The following is a 22,136-nucleotide window of genomic DNA, read 5'->3' on the forward strand; positions in this document are numbered from 1 at the left end:
TTGAATGCGCCTTCTTTATGATCAAGTGTGAAAAAGCAACAACTTTCCTTCGGGTGATGTACAGCGATGTGTTTTTTCTTCACTACCATGTTCTTGCAGCAGCTGTGAGCCGCGTGATTTTGCTTCCTCATCTGATAATGCTTCAAAAGAATGGTCAAGTAATTTTTCACCGTTTTTTTCAAATATCGTCAGCGTGTATGTTTTCAATAGGATTTCCCCCTTATTTGCTATACAATCATTGTATACAATAAGGACGAAAGAAAAAAGCATAAAGAAAACGGAAAGAACGTATGATCTATGATATAATAAAAAGAAATTGAGTAGTGGACGAGGGGGACAATGCAGTGGAAAAAGGAATTACACAATATGAAGCAGGTGAAAGCGTTGACTGCTTTTTAATGATTCGTTCAGCGGTGAAAAGTACAGCTGTGAACGGCAATCCATATTTAACGCTTATGCTCCAAGATACAAGTGGAGAAATTGAGGCGAAGCTGTGGGATGCAAAAGACGAGACAGTCAAAATGTACATGCCGCAAACGATCGTAAAAGTGGCAGGGGACATTCAAAATTACCGGGGGCGTATGCAGTTAAAACTTCGGCAAATTCGCCCGGCATCGCCGCAGGACGGGATGGATGCAGGCGATTTTGTCGAAACAGCACCACTTAGTCAGGAAGAAATGACTGAGACGATTACCCAGTTTATTTTTGAAATGAAAAATCCGCACATTCAGCGCATTACCCGCGCGCTTTTGAAAAAATATCATCAGCCATTTCTTGAGTACCCGGCAGCGGCGAAAAATCATCATGAGTTCGTGTCGGGGCTTGCCTATCATGTCGTGTCCATGCTTCAGCTGGCTAAATCGATTGCTGATCTTTATCCATCGCTTGATCGTGACCTACTGTATGCGGGTGTGATCTTGCATGACCTCGGTAAAGTGACAGAACTGTCGGGACCGGTTGCCACAACGTATACAGCTGAAGGGAACTTAATTGGCCATATTTCGATTATGGTCAATGAAATTGGTCAAATGGCAAAAGAGCTTGGCATTGAAGGGGAAGAAGTGATGGTGCTGCAGCATATCGTCCTGTCCCATCATGGAAAAGCGGAATGGGGAAGCCCGAAGCCGCCGATGGTTAAAGAAGCGGAAATGCTGCATTACATCGATAACCTTGATGCAAAAATGAATATGCTTGACCGTGCGCTTGACCGTACAAAACCGGGCGAGTTTTCTGAGCGGATTTTTCCGCTGGATAACCGTTCGTTTTATAAACCGCGTTTTTCAAATTAACAAAAAAGCACCCATTACGGGTGCTTTTTGCTTATTTTGCTTCTTCTGTAGCGGCTGCGTCATCTTCAGCTGCTGGTTCTTCTGTTGGAGCGGCGTCACCTTCAGTTGCACCTTCTTCAGTCGGAAGCGTTTCCTCTGTTGGAGCTGCTTCGTCTGCTTTAAATGCGTCTTTAAAGTCTTCGTCCTCTACTTTTACATCCGCTGCTTTCATTTCTTCGTCAAGTTTTTCCTGCGAAGCAGTTGCATCCACTTTAGACTGCTTTAATTCTTCGGTCATTTGGTCTTTCAAATCTTTAAATGATCCTTTTTCTTTTTGATCGGTAATTTTAATAATATGGTAGCCGTAGTCCGATTTGATCGGTTCGCTTATTTCATTTACTTTCAGTGTACCGAGTGCTTCCGTAAATTCTGGAACAAACTGTGCACGGCCGGCGTTATCAATCCAGCCAAGGCTGCCGCCATTTTCAGCTGAACCAGGGTCTGTTGAATATTCTTTCGCAAGCGCCGCAAAGTCGCCGCCATCCGCTAATTTTTGTTTTACTTCTTTTGCTTTGGCTTCATCTGCAACGAGAATATGGCTGACGTTTATGTCGGGCTGCCATGCATCGTAATATTCCTGTACTTCGGCATCTGTTACTTTCACGTCAGCAAGCGCTGCTTTTTCACGAAGAAGCTCAAGCTTTAAGAACTCTTTAAAACCGTCTTCGTCAAGACCGTATTGAGACAAGAACATTTCATACTGGTCGCCCAATTGCTCTTTAGCCGTTTTTACTTCTTTATCCAGCTCTTCATCTGTCACTTCATATTTGTCAGAGAGGACTTTTTTCTGCATGAGTTCCTGCAGCGCCTGCTCCATTTGCGGACCGTATTTGTCTTTCATTTCCGCGTATAGTTCCATATCAGTTACGTCGCCTGCTTTTGATGTGGCGATAACGTTTCCTTCACTATTGCCACAGCCTGAAAGTACGAGTACACCCGCTGCAAGCGATAATGGTAATGCCCATTTCTTCATGCAAAAAACAACTCCCTAATGTTCATTTAATCTCTATTCCACAGACAACTATAACACAGTTAACGGCTTGGGAAAAGAAAAGACCCGTCTTTTAAAAAGAGCAGGTCTACACATACAGTATTTCAATGTAAGAAGTGGAAAGCAAAATGACAATTAAAATATTCACTGTACGGAATATTTTTTCATGCCGTTCTTCCGGAATCTCTTTTTGAATGCATAATAAATTGGTCATCCGATTTATGTGATACAAAATAAAGACGGAGAAAATAATGAATGTAATGATTAATGCTGCCACATGATGCCCCCTCTGTTTGCCTTGTACAATTAACTATATCAAAATGTCGAAAAAATTGAAAACAGAACCCACCAGCAAATGCGTCAGGCGGGACGTTATTCCGGCAGTAATACCTCAAATCCATCTAAATCTTCTTCAATAATCGCATCCTTTGGACAGGATAGGAGCGCTTTAATGTAAAGAAAGTCCAATAAACAGATGCCGGTATGAAATGCAGCTGTCATCGTAAAATAATGCAGATATTCCGGCATGATCATTGCGCCGGCCAGCATAAGTGGAGTCATGACGAAAAAAGGAAGCGACAAGCAGACGATAAATCTTTTTTTTGGCATCGGACTGCGGGTAATAACTGTCACGACCGGTAAAACAGAATATTTCCGGTCCCACATCACTTTCGGACGATAAGTGAGAACCGGAAAAAGATGAATCAATTTATGAAGCGGATAAACCGCCAAAATCCCTACTGCAAACCAGGAAAAGCCATTGGCATGAAGCGGTTTTGAATAATAAGACTGCATGAATGAAAAAGCGAGAAGAAACACGAGCATCGTTGTCATCATGGACACGAAAAACAGCTTGTTGTAGCCATAGTTTTTTTCAAAGTTGTACGTCCGCACGCATTTCATAAAAGAATAACCTCCGTTGTTAAAGGGATTGCTTTCATAATTTACGACGGCGCCAGGGAAAAAGCAAGCATAATTTTTATGACATAAAAAAACATCCGGCTGGCAATTTGCTTACCCGGATGTTTGAGAACGTTTAGCCCGCTTTAATTCTCTATCTTCTTCATCAAAATCCCGCTCAATATTATGAATAGAGGTCTCGAAAATGTCCATGAAATCATCGCCATAAATATTTTTAATAATAGCCATCAATTCGGAGAGATCTGGGAATTTTCCGAATAGCTCACGCAGAGGTTCACTGCCGGAAAACACGAGATTGGACTCAGGATCATATTGTTCCATTAAATTAAAGATTAAATCATCGCCGGCAGGTGTAATCTCAATATACGTATTCCGCTTATCATCTTCTTTTTTAGAAAATGTAAGAAGTCCGCGTTCTTCTAGTTTTTTGGAAAAGTTAAACGCTGTTGATACGTGCATAACACCAAAATTAGCCACGTCGGAAATAGAAGCGCCTTTTAAATGATGGGCAATCCATAAAATATGATGTTCATTAATATTCAAATCATATGGTTTGATCCACCGCTGCCAATCTTTTTCGACCGCTTTCCATAATGCTTTTGAAAGCTGGGCCATTCGCTGGCTAAACATAAAGGCTTCTTTCATCGTATATTGATGAGTCGACGTTGATTCACTTGTTTTATTAATGTCTTCCACCTCAAATCTATTATTCATTGATTTATATTATGCCAATAAAATAAAAAAATAGAAAGAGAAAATTCGCAAAAATTTCGAATAAGCTGAAAAATAAAAATACACGGAAGGAACAAGATCCCTTCCGTGTCTGTTATTTTCCCGATGCCGGCGGCTGTGGCAGGCTTTCCTGCAAATCTTCCACCGTTTTTTGAATGTTGGTAATTTCTTTTTGAAGTGCCTGTTTGTTTGGTTCAATGCTTTCTTTCCAAAGCGCAGCATTTACTTTAATACTATTGACTTTGTCCGGTACCTCTTGTTTCGCTGTCTCAACAAGGCGTTTTACCGATTCTTTTACTTGGCCCACATTACCTTTAATTTCCATCGCGCTCAGTTTAGCAGACACTTGCTTGTCTTTCAAGTTTGCCCGTGTGTCCCGGCCGCTCGTTGGAGCGCTTAAAAGCGCGGCAGAAGCACCGGCTGTAATACCGGCTGCAATACCTGTAAAAAATGCTTTTTTATTCATTTTTTCACCTCATCATTCATTCTTGTTTATTTTACACATACATATATATGATATAATTCCCGAAAAAATGTGGAACAAACGTATGAGAAGGAGTCGATGTCATGCAAGGGTTTATTTTTGCTTTATGATGGAGCGGATTTATTTTATTTACAAGCATGCTGTACCACATAAAGGAAGCGCAAAAAAGCGAGAACCACTTATTGAAAAAAAGAGCCGGCCGGTTCGGCTTGATGAGTGCACTTTCGCTCGCAGCGGCTGTGCTGCTTACTTACAGGTGAGACTGGATCGCAGCGGCGATGCCTGCAAGGTCATGACTGCCTTTATTTTCTTTAAAAACGGGATGGAAGCCGTCATCAAATCCGTAGCGCGGTATTAAATGCATATGGTAATGAAAAACCGTCTGTCCAGCTGTTTCTCCGTTATTATTTAATAAGTTCAGTCCTTTTGGAGAAAAAGCGGATTGAATCGCATCGGCCACTTTTTTCACCGATTCAAACAATGGACCAGCTATCTCTTCATCCAGCTCAAAAATGTTTTCTTTATGTACTTTCGGAATGATAAGCGTGTGGCCTTTTGTTACTTGGCTGATGTCTAAAAAGGCATAGACGTTCTTGTCTTCATATACTTTTGCGGACGGAATGTCTCCGTTTGTAATTTTGCAAAAAATGCAGTTATCCATAGTCAGCACTCCTTTTATATATTGGTATGAAAAGTGTAGCATATATTCCGGATGCAGGGAACTATGTGAAGCAGGCATAATTTTGATATGATACGTGTAACGATTGAGAAGAAAGGGCGTTTTCGAATGTCATTATTATCTGTGGAAAATGTCACCGGCGGTTACACACGAAAGCCGGTGCTGCACGACGTTTCATTTGAGGTCGGCAAAAGCGAGCTTGTCGGACTCATTGGCTTAAACGGTGCTGGCAAAAGTACGGCCATCAAGCACATTATTGGTTTGATGGAACCATCAAAAGGAAGTGTCACGATCAATGAACTGACGCTCGAACAAAGCCCGTCTGACTACCGGCGCCAGTTTTCATTTGTACCGGAAACGCCGGTGCTTTATGATGAGCTGACACTTGAAGAGCATATGCGTTTAACGGCGATGGCATATGGCTTGTCAGAAGCAGAATATGAGCAGCGCATCGGCCCGCTTTTAAAAGAATTCCGTCTTGACGCAAAAATGAAATGGTTCCCTGCTCATTTTTCAAAAGGGATGAAACAAAAAGTAATGATTATGGGCGCTTTTTTAACGGAGCCGTCGCTTTACATTATTGACGAGCCGTTTGTCGGCCTGGACCCGCTTGGCATTCGGTCGCTGCTTGATTTAATGAATAAGATGAAAGAGAGCGGCGCCGGTATTTTAATGTCGACGCATATTTTAGCAACAGCAGAAAAATATTGTGATACGTTTATTATTTTGCATGAAGGGCGTGTGCGGGCAAAAGGAACAATGGATGAGCTGCGTCGTGACTTTCACATGCCGGATGCTGCGCTAGATGATATTTATGTGGAACTGACAAAGGAAGCGGTGCTATGAAGTTTTCAGCAAATGCTATGTTTAAAGAACGTGCAGCGGCTTATTACGCGGAAGTTCGCAAATATACGCGCTACATGCTGAATGACCACTTGCTGTTTGTGCTCGTGTTTGCGCTTGGTGCACTTTTGTATTATTACAGCGGCTGGGTGGAAACGATTGACGGGACCTTTCCAGCACCGCTTATTATGGCTATTGTACTTGGAGCGGCTCTTGCTTGGAGCCAGGTTTATACGTACATAAAACAGCCTGATACCGTCTACTTGCTGCCGCTTGAAAGCGAAATGAAGCCTTATTTTCAAAAAGCAGTCTGGACAAGCTTCGCGGTGCAAAGCTATATTTTAATCGCACTATTGGCATTTGCAATGCCAATGTATGCGAAGGCGGAAGGAACCGGATTTGGCAGCTTTTTTCTGTTTTTGGGTGCCGTACTTGCCGCGAAGCTGTGGAACCTGTTTTGCCGGCTGAAAGCATTAAATGTGCCGTCGAATGATGTGCGTATTGTTGACATGGCAGCTCGTCTGCTGATCAATACTGCTTTTTTATTTGCCGTCTTTTCTTTAGAATATGGCATTGCCGGAATTGCTATTCTCATCATGGCTTATTGGCTCTTTTATATGAACCGCGCTGGAAATCGGCCGTTAAAATGGGAGCTGCTGACCGAGCTTGAAGAAAAGAGAATGGCCGCTTTTTACCGGCTCGCGAATATGTTCACGGACGTTCCGCATTTACGCGGAACGGTAAAGCGCCGCGCGTGGCTTGATGGGCTGCTGCCGGGTCCGGGTAAAGGAACATACACCTATTTGCTTCACCGGACGTTTGTGCGCATGAATGAGTATATTGGGTTGTACATTCGGCTGACGGTGATCGGGGTGCTTATTATTGGATTCAGTGGTTTGCTGCCGGTTCAATTGATTGCCGCGCTGTTATTTTTATATTTAACTGGCTTTCAGCTGCTGCCGATTTCTGCAAGGCACGGGTATGTGATCTGGACACAGCTGTATCCGGATGGGGAAGAAGGCAGGCAAAAAGCGGTGCAGCATCTCCTTATGCGCGTAATGATGGTCGAATCTATTGTATTTGGTGTTTCGGCATTGTCCGGAGGATTGCTTGGTGGAGCGATTGTTCTATCCGCATCGATTGCGTTTACGATTTTCTTTGTTGGGATGTACACCCCGTCAAGGCTGGAAAAAATGAACCGATTTTAAAGAGCTTCTTGTCTGTAGTATGGCATTAGGCCGATAGTCATGCTACACTGATGAAAAACAAGACAGAGGTGTAGAAGTTGCTGGCTGGGAGTTTCATATGTTTGATTTTATTTACCATTTTACTGTTTGAATTTGATTCCGGCTGGGCATCCATTATTGATGATGGGGTGATGCATGCATTCGGCGATGTGTCTTTTTTAGCAGCATGCCGCTTTCTTGGTTCAGAGCTCGTTTTAGGCGGCGGAGCAGTTCTGTTGATTTTATTTCTTTTTTGGAAAAGAAATATGGGGGGCATTACAGCGATTTTAATCGGTGTAGGCGGCGGAAATCTTTTGAATAAAGCGCTGAAAGAATGGATAGCACGGGAACGGCCGCCTTTTCCGCACAGAGAAGACGGATTTAGTTTTGTTAGCGGTCATGCGATGGTGGGCATCATTTTTTATTTGCTTTTTGCATACTTCATGAGCTTTTATGCAGGCAAAACGGTGATATTTTATACAGCAGCGCTGATGTTGGGATTTTTATCCGGCATGAGCCGGGTAGCGGACAACGCGCATTATGCGACAGATGTCCTCGCTGGCTGGCTGCTTGGCGGAGGCGTATTTCTTTTCATCGCCTTTTTCTTGAACAGGCAAATAATGCAGCAGGCAAATCGTAAATCGTACAGATAAAGCCATGGGATGGACATCCATCCCATGGCTTTTAGTTTTCTTCGGGAACTGTAAACGTTGTTAAATAAGAAGGACCGGAAAAAATATTCGGCCGTTTGTCGAGCCCTTCCTCTGTTCCGCGTTTTTTATGTGCTTGATTATAGGCTTCAGATGACTTCCAGTTTTCAAATGCTTTAACATTTTCCCATTGTGTAAAGATAACATACGTATCTGAGTCGAGTGGACGCAATACACGGATAGAGACAAAGCCAGGTTCATTTTCAATCGCACCAGCCCGGTTTTTAAAGCGGTGCTCAAAAAGAGGACGGCCTTCATCTGTTACTGGAATGTTGTTTAAAACGACGTATCCCCGGTTTGTGATCTCGCCGGATGCGTCTACAACCTCATAGCGGCGCGGCGATGAGAAAACGGTTTTCCCATTCGTTTCATGAACGAGTGCAGCGCCTTCTGTTCCGTCCATGAGCACCATATTCTCGGTACTGTGTTTTTGTTTAATGGTTTTTAAAAATTCGTATGTTCCGCTTGTAATAAATACATTCATCTTCCATCACCTCTAGTAATAGTATATCTTTTTTTCTACCCTTCTTTCCAATTTCAACACATTCGTTTGGCAAATTTGCGAACAACACATCCTTTTAGTGAAAAGTATGAGAGGGTAGGCTATAATAATCAATAGTGATTCTAATCTGTCCTAATTGAAAGGTGGCACTCAATTCATATGAGGCAATTGAACGATACATTTTTAAAAGCGGCGCGGGGCGAACAAACAGATTATACGCCGGTCTGGTACATGCGTCAGGCAGGACGCTCGCAGCCGGAATACCGGAAGCTGAAAGAGAAATATTCTTTGTTTGAAATTACCCATCAGCCGGAAATTTGCGCTTATGTGACGCGTCTGCCGGTGGAGCAGTACGACGTCGATGCGGCGATTTTATATAAAGACATTATGACACCCCTTCCGTCCATCGGTGTGGACGTGGACATTAAATCAGGCATCGGTCCGGTTATTGATAATCCAATCCGTTCGATGCAGGATGTGGAGAAGCTCGGTGAAATTGATCCGGAAAGCGACGTGCCATATGTACTTGAAACGATTCGTCTTTTAACAGAAGAGCAGCTTAATGTGCCGCTGATCGGATTTGCCGGCGCGCCATTCACGTTAGCCAGCTATATGATCGAAGGCGGCCCATCAAAAAATTACAATAAAACGAAAGCGTTTATGTACGCGGAGCCAAAAGCGTGGTTTGCGTTAATGGATAAACTGGCGGATATGACGATTACATACGTTCGCTCTCAAGTAAAAGCGGGCGCTAAAGCCGTACAAATATTTGATTCATGGGTGGGTGCATTAAATGTGGCCGATTACCGGGCATTTATTAAACCCGTCATGGAACGCATTTTCAGTGAACTGCGTTCCGAAAATGTGCCGCTCATTATGTTTGGTGTCGGCGCGAGCCATCTGGCGCAAGAGTGGCATGACCTGCCGCTTGACGTTGTTGGTTTGGATTGGCGCATGCAAATTTCAGAAGCACGTGAAATGGGCTTGACGAAGACATTGCAGGGGAACCTCGATCCATCAATTTTGCTGGCTCCGTGGGACGTGATTGAAGAGCGCGCAAAAGCGATTTTGGACCAGGGCATGGCGTTGCCAGGCCATATTTTCAACCTTGGGCACGGTGTATTCCCGGAAGTGAATCCGGATACGCTCAAGCGCCTAACGGCATTTGTCCATGAGTATACATCGAAATAAACATTTCATTTTTAAACACATGTTTATTTCGTGACAGAATAATAGACAAAACAATGAATTAAACGAGGTGGAATCAGCATGGCAAAAAAAACGATGGGTCTTCTTGTCATGGCGTACGGAACGCCTTACAAGGAAGAAGATATTGAACGGTACTACACGCATATCCGCCACGGCCGCAAGCCGTCAGATGAAGCGCTGGAAGATTTAAGAAGCCGTTATGAAGCAATTGGCGGTATTTCACCGCTTGCAAAGATTACTGAAGAACAGGCGCAAGGCTTGACTGACTTTTTAAACAAGATGCAGCGGGACGTTGAATTTAAGCTGTATATCGGCTTAAAGCACATTGAACCATTTATTGAAGACGCTGTTCATCAAATGAAAAAAGACGGCATTGAAGAAGCCGTTTCAATCGTGCTCGCCCCGCATTTCTCCACGTTCAGCGTGAAGTCATATAACGGACGTGCGGCGGAAGAGTCTGCGAAAATTGATGGCCCTTTGATTACATCCATCGAAAGCTGGTACCATGAGCCGAAATTTATCCAATATTGGGCAGATCAAATTCAGGCAACAATTGAAACGATGACAGACGAAGAAAAGAAGCAATTTGTTTTAATCGTCTCTGCCCATAGCCTGCCGGAAAAAATTATCGCGGCAGGTGATCCTTATCCGCAGCAATTAAAAGAGACAGCGGACTTGCTCGCAGGGGCGGCAGGTGTAGAACAATACACTGTCGGCTGGCAAAGCGCCGGCAATACACCGGAGCCGTGGATCGGACCAGACGTGCAGGATTTAACGCGTGAATTGTATGAACAAAACGGCTATAAAGCATTTATGTATGTACCGGCCGGGTTTGTTGCCGATCATCTCGAAGTATTATTTGATAACGACTATGAATGCAAAGTGATAACGGATGAAATTGGCGCCGGCTACTACCGTCCGCCAATGCCGAATGCCCGTCCGGAGTTCATTGAAGCGCTCGGTGATGTCGTCATTAAGCATTTAAAAGAAGAAGGAAAATTATAATCTACATCCCGCCGGCTTCCGGCGGGATTTTTGTGTTGACAATACAGTGAAACAAGCATAAAATACTCATTGGAACGAAATGACCAAAACGTTATTTTGGTCAAAAATGAGGTGTTTAGATGGCGTCAGAGCGAAAAAAAGATATTATCGAGGCCGCAACAAAGTCGTTTACACTGTTTGGCTATAAAGCAACAACGATGGATCAGGTGGCGAAACTGGCTAACGTTGGCAAGGGGACAATTTACACGTTTTTTAAAAATAAGGAAGAGCTGTTTGAAGACATTTTAACCACGCTTATTAAGGAAATGAAGGAAGTGGCGGAAGCGGTCATGGATCCAACGCAATCTTTTCATGAAAATGTCCATCGCGCCCTTTTTGAAATACTGGCATTTCGGACGAAGCATCAGCTGGCAGTCAAGCTGTTTCAAGAAGAAAAAGAAATGGGCACACCGGCTGTAGCAGAAGCGCTGAAAAAAATGGAAGATGCAATTGTCAGTTATATTGCAGTTCAAGCGAAAGAAGCGATGGAACGGGATGAAATTCAACAGACAGATCCTGAAATTGCCGCATTCGTTATGTTGAAACTGTACATTACGCTCGTTGTAGACTGGGAACGGCGTGGCAGTGCGCTGTCGAAAGAAGATATTGCCAGATTGTTTGAGCTATATGTATTTAAAGGATTGTCTCAATAGCGTCAGTTCTTCTTTTTTGAAAATAAGTGACCAAATGAACAAAATGGTCATTTTGGAGGTATAAATATGTTTTGGAGAGAATTAAAAGAGATCGCTAAAAATCGGATGCTGCTCATTTCCATTATTGCTGTCATGTTAATTCCGCTCTTGTATTCTGGCGTTTTTTTGTGGGCGTTTTGGGATCCGTACGGACATTTAGACCAGCTGCCGGTTGCAGTCGTGAATAGCGACAAAGGGGCAGAGTTTGAGGGGGAAACGTTCAAAATTGGTGATGAACTGCAAAAAGAACTGGAAAAAAACAATGACTTTGATTTTCATGTTGTAACAAAAAATCAGGGATTAGACGGCTTAAAGCAGCAGGAATATTATATGATGATTGAAATACCTGAAAACTTTTCAGAAAACGCAACGACATTGATGGACGAAAAGCCAGAAAAGCTTCAATTAATTTATACATCAAATGAAAGCTATAATTTTGTCTCTTCGCAAATCGGCCAGTCGGCGATGAAAGAAATACGCGCTTCCATTCAAAAAGACGTCACGAAAACATACGCCGAAACGATGTTTGATACCATTAAAAAAATGGGTGATGGGTATGCGGAAGCGGGAGAAGGAGCCGGGAAGCTTGATGAAGGTGCTTTAAAGATAACAGACGGAACGAATGAATTAAAGAAAAACCTTGAAACGCTTGCTGACAGCTCTATTTCTTTTTCATCGGGCATTGACGAGGCCAGCGCGGCGACAAAAGAAGTGGCCGCTGGGGCAGCCACGCTTTCAGACGGCCTCGACCAGCTTTCAGACGGCCAGACGAAGCTTTCTGATGGCGGCAAACAGCTGCAGACCGGAACGGATCAGCTCGTGTCAGGGACAGCCGCACTCCAAAATGGTTTAGTGTCAGCGAACACGAATATGCCAAAGCTGATTGACGGGACAGCTTCAGCCAAAATTGGTGTAGATCAATTCCGTGAGCAAATACCCGCATTGACGGACGGGACAGCTTCCATTGCGTCAGGTGCAAATGATTTAAACGCCGGCATGGAACAGTTTGAAACAGAACTGAAAAACCAAATCGGTGCGGCACAAAAAGCTCAAATGGAGCAGCTCATGCCGGTGCTGTCCCAAGTCATGACAGAAGAGCAGCTGGACGCAATGAACAATGAAATGGCGGCACAGCAAGAATCATTAAACACCGGAATTTCATCCGGATTTGATGAATTGCAAGGTGGAAGCACACAAATCGCATCAGGTGCAAATGAGTTAAATAAAGCTGTTTCAGGAACAATGACTGACAAAATGGCGGAACTTTCATCCGGTCTTGAAGACATCCAATCCGGTCAGGAGCAGCTGCAGTCTGGACTTGGAGATCTTGCGACAGGAGCGGAAAATCTGCATGATGGGGCAAAAGAACTTCAGTCAGGGGAGCAGACTCTTGTATCGGGCTTGGAAACGATCACTCAAAAAACAGCCCAAGCCAAAACAGGAGCGAATTCTCTTGCCAAAGGGGCAAGCAGTCTTTCAGAAGGATTAACAGAACTGGCTGGTGGATCACATCAATTGTCAGATGGAGCCGGAAAACTTGCAAATGGGTCAACGGAGCTTGCAGAAGGCTCAAAAGAATTAGAGCAGGGAACGAAGGAGCTTCAGACAGAGCTGTCAAAAGCAGCGGATGAAGCAGGTGATGTCAGAGCAGATGAGGGAACATATGATATGATGGCGGAACCGGTCCAAGTGGATAAGAAGTCGTTTCACGAAGTGCCGAATTACGGAACAGGCATGGCACCATACATGCTGTCGCTTGGCTTGTTTGTCGGCGCCATTATGCTGACCATTATTTTTCCGTTAAAAGAGCCGCCGGAACAGCCAAAAAGCGGACTTTCCTGGTACGCGGGCAAGCTTGGCATCTTTTTGCTTGTCGGTGCATGTCAGGCAGCGGCGGCATCGATCTTTTTGCTCGGTGTCCTCCATTTGGATGTACAAAGTGTTCCACGGTTTTTCCTGCTGGCGCTTATCGCAAGTGCATCGTTTATGACACTCATTCAAATGCTGGCAACTATCCTGGGGAATCCAGGGAGGTTTATCGCTGTCCTCATTTTGATCGGCCAATTAACGGCAAGCGGCGGGACATTCCCGTTGGAGCTTATTCCTAAGGCGCTCCAGCATGTAACAGGCGCCCTGCCGATGGCATACTCAATTAATGGATTCCGGGCTGTCATTTCAAGCGGTGATTATGCGTTTATGTGGCAAAATGCAGCCGTATTAATCGGATTTGCTTTATTTAATATTACGGTGACGGGCATTTACTTCCGCGGCCAGTTTAAAAAACAATATGGACGGCTTGAAGCTGCATAAGGCGGCTTTAGCCGTCTTTTTTTGAAAATTTTTCACACTTATTTCACACCCATTTATTATAATAAAGGGAATAACGGGGAGGAATGCGTGATTGAAAAAATTCATGTTGGCGGTGATTTTGCTGCTTACCGGCTGCAGTCAGGCATCATTTGAACCGGTACGGATTGATGAATTTGCCGCCATTTTAACAGTACAGGAGCCCGGTTTAACATTTATGGACTCAGAGGGTGCCATACTTGCTGAATGGGCATTTGATGAACGATATACAGGCGGGGTCTTATTTGATGAGACGATTCTTTTATATGGAACAGAGCTTGACCACGCTGTCTTGTATTCAACGAAAACAGGTAAAAAACTCGCTGCCTGGACTGTGCCATCAGGCATTACCGGCGCGGCTTTTATAAACGAAACAAAAGAAGTTGCTTTTTCAGTGAAAAAAGATGGGGCTGTTCATTTTTTTAACAGCGAAGGACAGGAAACGGAAAAAACACAAACGGGACGCTATCCGATGACGATGCTTGAACATAAAGAAAAATTGTATATTATTAATTATCAAGACACGGTGCTTTCGGAAATCAATATCCATTCGCATAAGGTGGACCGGGAATTTGCCATTCCGACATCATCTGCCGGTTTAGCTGTCAATGGAGCAAAAAAAGAATTATGGGTCGGCGGACACGGATATGGAACGGAAGCGGGTGAAACAATTCACGTCTATTCACTCCAAACAGGTTCACTCACTGCCACAGTAGATGCACCGGTTATGCCGATCGCTTTTGCGGAAAAAGGCGGCTATGTATATACGGCAAGCCATGGGTCCAACAAACTATACGTGTTTAATCCGGAACGGAAAAGCGCGGCGGGAATAGAAGCGCCAGCGAACCCTTTTTCGGTTGCCGTGCTCGGTAACCGCGTGATTTCTGCCGGTTATGACAGCGGCACTGTGTCTTTTTACAAAGAAAAAACGCTTAAGAAAATAAAAACGGTCGATATCGGCAAAGGACCGTTTATGATTTTTATAAAAGAAGGTGAATAAAATGTCTCATTTATTAATAGTAGATGATGAACAGGATATGGTGGATTTGGTGACGATGTATATGGAAAATGCGGGCTACACCGTCAGTTCAGCATTAAATGGAGATGAAGCGGAAGAAAAGCTGAAAGAATCCCATCCCGATCTTATCATTTTAGACTTAATGATGCCTGGACGTGATGGATTTGCCATATGTGAATCCATTCGTTCATACAGCGACGTCCCGATCATTTTTTTGACTGCCCGCGGTGAGGAATGGGACAAAGTGCGGGCGTTTTCAATCGGCGGAGATGATTATATCGTTAAGCCATTTTCACCAGGTGAAATGACCGCTCGCATTCAAGCGGTGCTCCGCCGATTTGGCAAAGTGGATGAGAAAAGAGAAACGATCCGGTACCAGACTCTTTCGATCGATGTGCATTCCCGGGCAGTGAGAGTGGATGGCGCGGCTATTCAGCTGACGATGAAAGAATTTGATCTGCTCGTCCTTCTTGCTAAAAAGCGAGGCCGGATTTTTTCACGCGAGGAGCTGCTTGAAACAGTATGGGGAACGGAATACAGCGGGGGTACCAGAACGGTAGACACACATATTAAAACACTTCGGATGAAACTGAAGAATGAAGGAGCCTCCATCGAAACCGTTTGGGGGATTGGCTATAAATTTGTGGATGGCGCTGTATGACATTTGGAAAAAAGTTATGGATGACGCTGTTTATTTTCGTCATCATCGCAGTTGGGACCGCGTTTGGACTCGCATACATGCTTTACGAAAAACTATATGTAGAAAGTGTCAAAACCGAACTGGCAGAAGCTGCGGGAAATCTTTCCAACGATTATGAAGGAGGAGACTTGGATGCGGCATTTGTGGATCAGGTTAATTGGTTCAGCGAAAAATCATCATTTGAAGCATTTGCCGTTCATAATCCGAGAGAGCTTGCCGCCTGCATTCCCTATGAAGCAGACTATGAAACGTTAATTGGTCCGGAAGAGCGGGCACAGTTGCTTGAAAATAAAATGATTGAAGAAACCGGTTACTCAGAACGGTTTGGCCGGCAAATTATTTCAGTTATTTATCCGCTGTTAGACGAAAAACAGTTAAAAGGAATTATTTATTTATATGTCCCGCTTGAGCGGATTGACGAACTTGTCTCAAGTCTCGTCATGTTTTGGGCAGCTGGAGCTGTTTTATTAATGTCACTTCTTTTGTATGGAGGGCTGAAGTGGACTGATTATGTTACAAAACCGCTTGAAAACATGAAAAATGCGGCGGTCCGCTTATCTAAAGGAGATTATAAAGCACGTGTGCCGGCTGGTTCAGAAGACGAATTCGGTCAGCTCGCCCGCACATTTAATGAGATGGCCAACGCTATTGAAAAAGAAGATGAACAGCGAAAAACATTTATTGCGACCGTCTCGCATGAGCTTCGTACGCCGCTCAGCTATATAAGAGGATACAGTGAGGCTGCGATTAATGGCATTGGACATCCAAAACAACAGCTCTCGATTATTCATCGTGAATCCATTCGAATGGAGCGTCTTGTGAATGACTTGCTTCAATTGATCCGTCTTGATTCGGGTAAAATGAATATGGAAAAAACACTCATTCCGCTTGCCGATCTTGTCTATCGGACGGTTGATATCTTTCGGCTGAAGCATAATCATTTTCAGCTTGATGTGGATGAAGAAACGATTGTGAACGGGGACGAAGGCAGACTGAGCCAAGTCATGACCAATATTCTGGATAACGCGGTGCGTTATTCAGAAAAGAACAAACCCATTTATATTACGTTAAAACAAGAAAAAAACATTGTTAAATGGATTGTTCGCGATACTGGAGCCGGCATGCCGGAAGATGAGATTCCAAAGATTACAAGCCAGTTTTACCGCATTAATAAAGCACGAACTCGCCATGATGGCGGTTCAGGGCTTGGCTTGTCGATTGTAAAACAAATTGTCGAACGCCATGATGGCGAATTAATAATCGAAAGCGCAGCAGGAGCAGGAACAACAGTCACTGTTATACTGCCGGCACTGATAAAAGAAGGAGAATGAACATGAAGAAACAGATGGTCTGGTTTATGATGATTCTTGTGTTTATGCTTGCAGCATGTACGCCAAAAGAAGAACAGGCGGAAAATCAGCCCCCAGTACCAATTGAAGCTGCATTATCTTTACCAGAAAAAGCCGACTTAAATGAAGAAGTCACGATTTCTACAGTAGTGACACAAGACGGGGAGCCAGTAGATGATGCTGACGAAGTGAAGTACGAAATATGGAAAGAAGGCTTAAAGGAAGACAGCGAGATGCTTGATGCCGTTTCAGAAGGAGACGGGTTCTATACTGTTGAAAAAATGTTTAATGAAGAAGCGGCGTATTACGTGCAGGTGCATGTTACTGCAAGGAACATGCACACTATGCCAAAATCAGCCATTGCGATCGGAAATGCTGTTATTCCGGCTGATGTGAAAGAAGAAACAACGGATCACGATATGGAATCAATGGATCATTAAAAAAACCCACCGGCCAAGGCGTAGCCGGTGGGTTTTTCATGGAATTGGCGGTATGCTTACAGGTCTTTCGATGCACACGTTGTGCACGTATTGCTGTAGCAATCATGCTGCTCTTCAATATGTGAACCGCAGCTTGCGCATTGTTTAGCCGGAAGGTTTTTGAAAAATTCAACGATATTTGTGATCATGTCATTTCCTCCTTTGTTATATAACTGTTTGATTTGTTACTTGTATTGTATTATAACAGATAGAAATCGTCAACCGTTTTCAGAAAATTAATTTTATTTTTTTGGAATGAGGGAATAAAATAAACAAATAGAAAGGGGCAACTATTTATGAATATAACAATACTCGGCTGCTGGGGCGGATTTCCAAAAGCAAATGAAGCAAGCAGCGGTTATTTAATTGAACAAGACGGATTTAAGCTGCTCATCGACTGCGGCAGCGCTGTCCTATCGAAACTGCAAAATCATTTAAAGCCGGCTGAACTGGATGCTGTCATTATTTCTCATTATCACGCTGATCATATTGCGGATATCGGTGTCTTGCAGCATGCACTGCTCATTGATTCGTTCACCGATAAAATGAGAAACGAACCGCTTCCAATCTATGGACATAATGAATCAGATGGGTTTGGGGCGCTGACGTACAAAAACATAACAAAAGGAATTGCTTATGATCCAAAGAACGCACTTCACGCCGGGCCATTCTCGATTTCTTTTTTGAAAACAGATCACCCGGCGCCCTGTTACGCCATAAAAATAACGGACGGGAATGACACAGTCGTTTATACGGCGGACACGGCTTATAAAAAAGAACTCTCTTCCTTTGCGGTGGGTGCAGACGTACTGCTGGCTGAAAGCAATTTTTATAAAGGAATGGATGGGGCGTCCGCCGGTCATATGACAGCTGAACAGGCGGGAATGCTCGCACGCGAAGCCGGCGTAAAAACGTTAGTTTTAACTCATTTGCCGCACTTTGGAGAGTTGGATCAGCTTACAAGAGAAGCATCCGAACAATTCAATGGAACGATTTTGTTGGCGGAAGAAAATATGGAGGTTGGATTGTAAGCCGCAGGTTGCGGCTTTTTTTCATGTCCTGTATAATGAAAGAAGCAAAAATGAATGATTATTCATTAATGAAAAGGGGATGGAAGGATGAATGCATCACTGGCACTTGAACAAACCGCTTCAGCTCATGCAGGCAAAACTGCTTATACGTTTCTACACACGTCCGCCACATATGGTGAGCTAAACGAAACAGTCACGCGATTTGCCGCAGGCCTGCAATCGCTTGGCCTTCAAAAAGGCGACCACATCGCTTTACTGCTCGGCAACTCGCCGCATTTTATTATTGCGTTATACGGGGCAATGCGGGCAGGCGTCACTGTTATTCCGGTAAACCCTATTTATACACCAAGTGAAATCAGTTATATTTTGCAAAATGGCGATGTAAAAGCTGTTGTCATGCTGGATTTACTACTTCCGGCCGCAGAAAACATGCATGAAAGCCTGCCGTCAGTTGAGCATTACATCGTATGCGAATCAGGAGATGAACGTGCGGCTGGAATTACAGCATCCTCATTCACTATCTATCCTAAAATGAAAGCGTTTTCCGAAGTGTTGGCAAACGGAAATGTTTTGCAGAGTCCTGACATACATGAAGAAGACACAGCGGTTATATTATATACGTCAGGCACAACAGGCAAGCCAAAAGGTGCGATGCTTACTCATAAAAATATTTATTCAAATGCGCGGGATGTTGCCGACTATTTATCGATTACAGAGAAGGATACAGTCATAACAGTCCTGCCGATGTTCCACGTATTTTGTTTGACTGTTGTCTTAAATGCTCCAATTGTCAGTGGAGCAGAAATGATTATTTTGCCGGCATTCAGCCCGAAGGAAGTGTTCAAAGCTGCGAAGGAAAAAAAAGCAACTATTTTTGCGGGCGTGCCGACAATGTATAACTTTTTATTTCAACTTCTGGACTCGAATCCGGCTGATTTTTCATCGATTCGGCTTTGTATTTCAGGAGGCGCTTCGATGCCGGTTTCTCTTTTAGAACAGTTTGAAAAGAAATTTAATGTGCAAATTTCTGAAGGATATGGCTTGTCAGAAGCAAGTCCGGTTACCGCTTTTAATCCGTTGGACCGGCCGCGTAAAGCGGGTTCGATCGGCTGTTCTATTTCAAATGTGGAAAACAGGGTCGTCAATGAACTCGGAGAAGAAGCAGTACCAGGCCAAGTGGGAGAGTTAATTGTAAAAGGACCCAATGTAATGAAGGGCTATTATAAAATGCCGGAAGAAACAGGGGCGGCCATTCGTGATGGATGGCTGTACACAGGCGATTTAGCCCGCCGGGACGATGAAGGCTACTTTTATATCGTAGACCGGAAAAAAGATTTGGTTATCGTTGGGGGATACAATGTGTATCCGCGTGAAGTGGAAGAAGTGCTGTATGAACACGATGACATTGTTGAAGCAGCAGTACTCGGCGCTCCCGATCCGGATTACGGAGAGGCAGTTCTCGCTTTTGTTGTTCAGAAAGGGAATTCACTTACGGAAGAGGATGTTCTAAATTATTGCAAGGAGAGGCTTGTTTCATACAAAGTGCCAAAATCGGTTGAGTTTTTGCAGGAGCTGCCGAAAAACACAACTGGAAAGATTTTAAGAAGATCATTAAAAGATCAAATTGTCAAAAAGTGATAAAAAGCGCGCGTGCTGAAAAGGCACGTGCGTTTTTTATATTGTTTATGTATATACAAAGGAGTATAATTTGTGGGGAATTAAAAACGGAGGAAATAAAATGGAAACAACTGCTGCTGCACAAAGTGAGTTTAAAGATGGCCTTGCTGCTGGAACAGGTATTGCCATTGGATATGTACCAGCAGCCCTTACCTACGGCTTGCTGGCAAAAAGTGCTGAGTTAACGTTTATTGAAACGATGTCATTAAGCATTTTTGTATTCGCCGGAGCGGCGCAATATATTGCTCTAAGCCTCATTACGATCGGAACGGGAGTTTTTGAAATTGTGCTGACAACGTTTATTTTAAACATCCGTCATTTCCTTATGTCGGCTGCTTTAAATGAAAAAGCGGAAGAAGAAGCGATGTGGAAAAAAGCGGCGTATTCGTTTGGGGTCACGGATGAAACTTTTTCGGTTGCTGCGATGAAAAGCGGTTCGATTCATTCTTCTTTTATGGCCGGTCTTATTCTCATTTCTTATTCAAGCTGGGTACTTGGTTCAGGACTCGGGTTTGTAGCGGGAAACGCGATGCCTCCTGTTGTTCAGGAAAGCATGGGGATTGCTTTATATGCGATGTTTATCGGATTGCTCGTTCCCTCGCTTAAAACAAGCTTAAAAGCAGTCATTCTTGCCGTAACCGCGGCAGTATTAAACTGTATTTTTACATATTCAGGTGCGCTCTCAAGCGGATGGGCTATTATTATTTCAACACTTATTGCGTCTATTAGTATTGAAGTGGCAGGCCAGGTAAGACGAAAGGGAGAAATCGAATGAGCACGACAATGGCATCCATCGTTTTAGGAATGACTTTCGTCACATATATTCCGCGTATGCTTCCGTTTGTGCTGCTGAGAGGAAAAGAGCTGCCTTCTTTTTGGCAGGGCATTTTAAAGAATGTTCCATATGCGACGCTCGGTGCGCTCATTTTTCCAGGTGTTTTAACCTTTCATGAAAACATATCGTTTGCCCTGATCGGAGCCGCTGCGGCTTTTCTAATTGCTTTTACAGGTGCGAATATTATCATAACGGTTCTTGGATCGATTGGGATTTTAACGGTATTATCGCTTTTTTCATAAGGAGGGTATATACGCGCTCAAAAAGCACCCGTATCAATTAAGATACGGGGCTTTTTCAGTTAAGTTAATTGGGGTTTTCATCGCTTGAGGAATCAGCATGAAGGAGTTCATTAAGATACCTTATAAGTTTTCTCCAAGCGGTTTAATTCATTAGATAAAGTAATAAATGCAAGACGGTCACCTTGATCAAGAGAAAGATCAATTTTTTCCATTAATGCTGCTTTTTCTTTTTTGTATAGAATATCGCTAAGGAAGCTGTCGATAAATTCACTGATTACTGTTTTCTCTGTTTCACGGGGCATCGGGGACTTCATCATCTCAGCAAAATAATTATTGTTTTCCATTTTTAATCACCTCGGATACCTTTTTTTTATTATATGGGATTTCAAACAACTAATCAACAGAAAGTTTTAAATTTTTAGAAAATTATTTCTCATGGCGAATGGGACAAATTTACCGTAAAATAGTAAGATAAAGAAGTGTGAATAAATGAAAAGAAGCGGGTGAACCAAAGAAATGAACAATCAGCCGGTTAATGAAAAAAACGAATATACGATCAATGAAAACACACTTTTTTTAGAGCCGGTTCGTTATGGAGAATATACTAAAGTATATGAAAAAAACAGTGAACCGGTAATGATAAAAAAAACACCATTGAAAATTATTCGGCAAAGCTGCATTCGCTACCTTTCAACTTATGATGGGAGAAGAGAAGCTTCTGCCAGGGTACTTGGCATCAATCGGAAAGTTCCTATTAATGTTGACCATTTGAAAGGTACTTATCTATTCCCAACGATTTCTCATTTAAAACCTGATTGTGTATGGATTACCCTTTCTCATTTAAAATATTTGGAAAAGATAGATAAAAAACAAACGAAAATCACGTTTGTGGATGATCAATGGATTGTCGTTCCTGTATCGCCTCTTGCGGTTCATAATCAGATTATGATGACCAAAGCACTTTATGAGCGGGGCAATGCAGCGACACCGTCTATTCGAACAGAAAAAGTTGCTCGCGCTCACTATGTGGTAGGTGTGAAAGAAAACGTTATTTCGTTTTTTCATCCGCGCAAAAGGGAATGAGGAGTACAGGATGGA

At 43.4% G+C, this 22,136-nt stretch carries 27 protein-coding genes; 17 read left to right on the forward strand and 10 right to left on the reverse strand.

The window, feature by feature from the left end; genetic code table 11:
- Nucleotides 1-21: 21 nt before the first annotated feature.
- Complete coding sequence (locus NLX67_RS04245; protein WP_254310524.1) at nt 22-207, reverse strand: YhzD family protein; 186 nt, start codon at nt 205-207, stop codon at nt 22-24.
- A 137-nt stretch (nt 208-344) separates the two neighbouring features.
- On the opposite strand from NLX67_RS04245, the gene yhaM reads away from it, so the two are divergent.
- The gene (yhaM, locus tag NLX67_RS04250) at nt 345-1,289 is read left to right on the forward strand and encodes a 3'-5' exoribonuclease YhaM (RefSeq protein ID WP_046179915.1); all 945 of its coding nucleotides are present in this window, start codon (nt 345-347) and stop codon (nt 1,287-1,289) included.
- 31 nt (nt 1,290-1,320) lie between these two features.
- Here yhaM and NLX67_RS04255 read toward each other — a convergent pair whose 3' ends face one another.
- From NLX67_RS04255 to NLX67_RS04280, 6 genes are all read right to left on the reverse strand, one after another.
- Nucleotides 1,321-2,301 carry a peptidylprolyl isomerase gene (locus tag NLX67_RS04255; protein ID WP_046179914.1) on the reverse strand — a complete coding sequence of 327 codons (981 nt, stop codon included), beginning with the start codon at nt 2,299-2,301 and terminating at the stop codon, nt 1,321-1,323.
- Nucleotides 2,302-2,407: 106 nt separating this feature from the next.
- Nucleotides 2,408-2,596 (reverse strand): hypothetical protein, encoded by a 189-nt coding sequence (locus tag NLX67_RS04260; RefSeq protein WP_046179913.1) that lies wholly within the window; start codon nt 2,594-2,596, stop codon nt 2,408-2,410.
- Between the two features lie 95 nt (nt 2,597-2,691).
- On the reverse strand, nt 2,692-3,222 hold the full coding sequence (locus tag NLX67_RS04265; RefSeq protein ID WP_046179912.1) for a DUF3267 domain-containing protein: 531 nt from the start codon (nt 3,220-3,222) through the stop codon (nt 2,692-2,694).
- 111 nt (nt 3,223-3,333) lie between these two features.
- Nucleotides 3,334-3,954, reverse strand: a complete 621-nt coding sequence (locus NLX67_RS04270) for an HTH-type transcriptional regulator Hpr (protein WP_256519589.1) — start codon at nt 3,952-3,954, stop codon at nt 3,334-3,336.
- A gap of 112 nt (nt 3,955-4,066) precedes the next feature.
- Nucleotides 4,067-4,438 (reverse strand): YtxH domain-containing protein, encoded by a 372-nt coding sequence (locus NLX67_RS04275; protein ID WP_254310525.1) that lies wholly within the window; start codon nt 4,436-4,438, stop codon nt 4,067-4,069.
- A 268-nt stretch (nt 4,439-4,706) separates the two neighbouring features.
- Nucleotides 4,707-5,117, reverse strand: coding sequence for an HIT family protein (locus NLX67_RS04280; protein WP_046179909.1), 411 nt, complete (start codon nt 5,115-5,117; stop codon nt 4,707-4,709).
- A 126-nt stretch (nt 5,118-5,243) separates the two neighbouring features.
- On the opposite strand from NLX67_RS04280, the gene NLX67_RS04285 reads away from it, so the two are divergent.
- The 3 genes from NLX67_RS04285 to NLX67_RS04295 all read left to right on the forward strand — a co-directional run bounded on the left by NLX67_RS04285 (nt 5,244) and on the right by NLX67_RS04295 (nt 7,857).
- Nucleotides 5,244-5,981, forward strand: coding sequence for an ABC transporter ATP-binding protein (locus tag NLX67_RS04285; RefSeq protein ID WP_254310526.1), 738 nt, complete (start codon nt 5,244-5,246; stop codon nt 5,979-5,981).
- Nucleotides 5,978-7,186 carry an ABC transporter permease gene (locus NLX67_RS04290; RefSeq protein ID WP_046179908.1) on the forward strand — a complete coding sequence of 403 codons (1,209 nt, stop codon included), beginning with the start codon at nt 5,978-5,980 and terminating at the stop codon, nt 7,184-7,186. The genes NLX67_RS04285 and NLX67_RS04290 overlap by 4 nt, the downstream gene beginning before the upstream one ends.
- Before the next feature lie 101 nt (nt 7,187-7,287).
- Entirely contained in the window at nt 7,288-7,857 is a 570-nt protein-coding gene (locus NLX67_RS04295; RefSeq protein ID WP_254310527.1) for a phosphatase PAP2 family protein, read from the forward strand.
- A 31-nt stretch (nt 7,858-7,888) separates the two neighbouring features.
- Here NLX67_RS04295 and NLX67_RS04300 read toward each other — a convergent pair whose 3' ends face one another.
- A complete protein-coding gene (locus NLX67_RS04300) occupies nt 7,889-8,398 on the reverse strand; it encodes an antibiotic biosynthesis monooxygenase family protein (protein WP_254310528.1) in 510 nt (169 codons plus the stop codon).
- A 177-nt stretch (nt 8,399-8,575) separates the two neighbouring features.
- Here NLX67_RS04300 and hemE point away from each other — a divergent pair, with 177 nt between their 5' ends.
- From hemE to NLX67_RS04340, 8 genes are all read left to right on the forward strand, one after another.
- Complete coding sequence (gene hemE, locus NLX67_RS04305; protein WP_254310529.1) at nt 8,576-9,607, forward strand: uroporphyrinogen decarboxylase; 1,032 nt, start codon at nt 8,576-8,578, stop codon at nt 9,605-9,607.
- A 78-nt stretch (nt 9,608-9,685) separates the two neighbouring features.
- The gene (gene hemH, locus NLX67_RS04310) at nt 9,686-10,630 is read left to right on the forward strand and encodes a ferrochelatase (RefSeq protein ID WP_254310530.1); all 945 of its coding nucleotides are present in this window, start codon (nt 9,686-9,688) and stop codon (nt 10,628-10,630) included.
- Nucleotides 10,631-10,749: 119 nt separating this feature from the next.
- A complete protein-coding gene (locus tag NLX67_RS04315) occupies nt 10,750-11,322 on the forward strand; it encodes a TetR/AcrR family transcriptional regulator (RefSeq protein WP_254310531.1) in 573 nt (190 codons plus the stop codon).
- A 66-nt stretch (nt 11,323-11,388) separates the two neighbouring features.
- The gene (locus tag NLX67_RS04320) at nt 11,389-13,671 is read left to right on the forward strand and encodes a YhgE/Pip domain-containing protein (protein ID WP_254310532.1); all 2,283 of its coding nucleotides are present in this window, start codon (nt 11,389-11,391) and stop codon (nt 13,669-13,671) included.
- Between the two features lie 91 nt (nt 13,672-13,762).
- Nucleotides 13,763-14,707 (forward strand): YncE family protein, encoded by a 945-nt coding sequence (locus tag NLX67_RS04325; RefSeq protein ID WP_254310533.1) that lies wholly within the window; start codon nt 13,763-13,765, stop codon nt 14,705-14,707.
- 1 nt (nt 14,708) lies between these two features.
- Nucleotides 14,709-15,386, forward strand: a complete 678-nt coding sequence (locus tag NLX67_RS04330) for a response regulator transcription factor (protein ID WP_254310534.1) — start codon at nt 14,709-14,711, stop codon at nt 15,384-15,386.
- On the forward strand, nt 15,383-16,756 hold the full coding sequence (locus NLX67_RS04335; protein ID WP_254310535.1) for a sensor histidine kinase: 1,374 nt from the start codon (nt 15,383-15,385) through the stop codon (nt 16,754-16,756). The genes NLX67_RS04330 and NLX67_RS04335 overlap by 4 nt, the downstream gene beginning before the upstream one ends.
- A gap of 2 nt (nt 16,757-16,758) precedes the next feature.
- Nucleotides 16,759-17,214 carry a FixH family protein gene (locus tag NLX67_RS04340; protein WP_052728455.1) on the forward strand — a complete coding sequence of 152 codons (456 nt, stop codon included), beginning with the start codon at nt 16,759-16,761 and terminating at the stop codon, nt 17,212-17,214.
- Between the two features lie 56 nt (nt 17,215-17,270).
- On the opposite strand, the gene yhfH is transcribed toward NLX67_RS04340, so the two are convergent.
- Nucleotides 17,271-17,402: a protein YhfH gene (gene yhfH / locus NLX67_RS04345; protein ID WP_082091522.1), complete on the reverse strand. Its 132-nt coding sequence runs from the start codon at nt 17,400-17,402 to the stop codon at nt 17,271-17,273.
- Between the two features lie 147 nt (nt 17,403-17,549).
- On the opposite strand from yhfH, the gene NLX67_RS04350 reads away from it, so the two are divergent.
- From NLX67_RS04350 to NLX67_RS04365, 4 genes are all read left to right on the forward strand, one after another.
- Nucleotides 17,550-18,284 (forward strand): MBL fold metallo-hydrolase, encoded by a 735-nt coding sequence (locus NLX67_RS04350; protein ID WP_046179899.1) that lies wholly within the window; start codon nt 17,550-17,552, stop codon nt 18,282-18,284.
- 87 nt (nt 18,285-18,371) lie between these two features.
- Nucleotides 18,372-19,922: a fatty acid--CoA ligase family protein gene (locus NLX67_RS04355; RefSeq protein WP_254310536.1), complete on the forward strand. Its 1,551-nt coding sequence runs from the start codon at nt 18,372-18,374 to the stop codon at nt 19,920-19,922.
- A 100-nt stretch (nt 19,923-20,022) separates the two neighbouring features.
- On the forward strand, nt 20,023-20,736 hold the full coding sequence (locus NLX67_RS04360) for an AzlC family ABC transporter permease (protein WP_046179957.1): 714 nt from the start codon (nt 20,023-20,025) through the stop codon (nt 20,734-20,736).
- Complete coding sequence (locus NLX67_RS04365; RefSeq protein ID WP_254310537.1) at nt 20,733-21,038, forward strand: AzlD domain-containing protein; 306 nt, start codon at nt 20,733-20,735, stop codon at nt 21,036-21,038. The genes NLX67_RS04360 and NLX67_RS04365 overlap by 4 nt, the downstream gene beginning before the upstream one ends.
- Nucleotides 21,039-21,148: 110 nt before the next feature.
- On the opposite strand, the gene NLX67_RS04370 is transcribed toward NLX67_RS04365, so the two are convergent.
- Nucleotides 21,149-21,382 carry an IDEAL domain-containing protein gene (locus NLX67_RS04370; protein ID WP_254310538.1) on the reverse strand — a complete coding sequence of 78 codons (234 nt, stop codon included), beginning with the start codon at nt 21,380-21,382 and terminating at the stop codon, nt 21,149-21,151.
- A gap of 172 nt (nt 21,383-21,554) precedes the next feature.
- Between NLX67_RS04370 and NLX67_RS04375 the strand changes: the two genes are divergently transcribed.
- Nucleotides 21,555-22,121, forward strand: a complete 567-nt coding sequence (locus NLX67_RS04375) for a competence protein ComK (protein ID WP_046179895.1) — start codon at nt 21,555-21,557, stop codon at nt 22,119-22,121.
- The last annotated feature ends 15 nt before the right edge of the window (nt 22,122-22,136 follow it).

The organism is Domibacillus sp. A3M-37 (genome assembly GCF_024213455.1).
Classification (GTDB): domain Bacteria; phylum Bacillota; class Bacilli; order Bacillales; family Domibacillaceae; genus Domibacillus; species Domibacillus tundrae.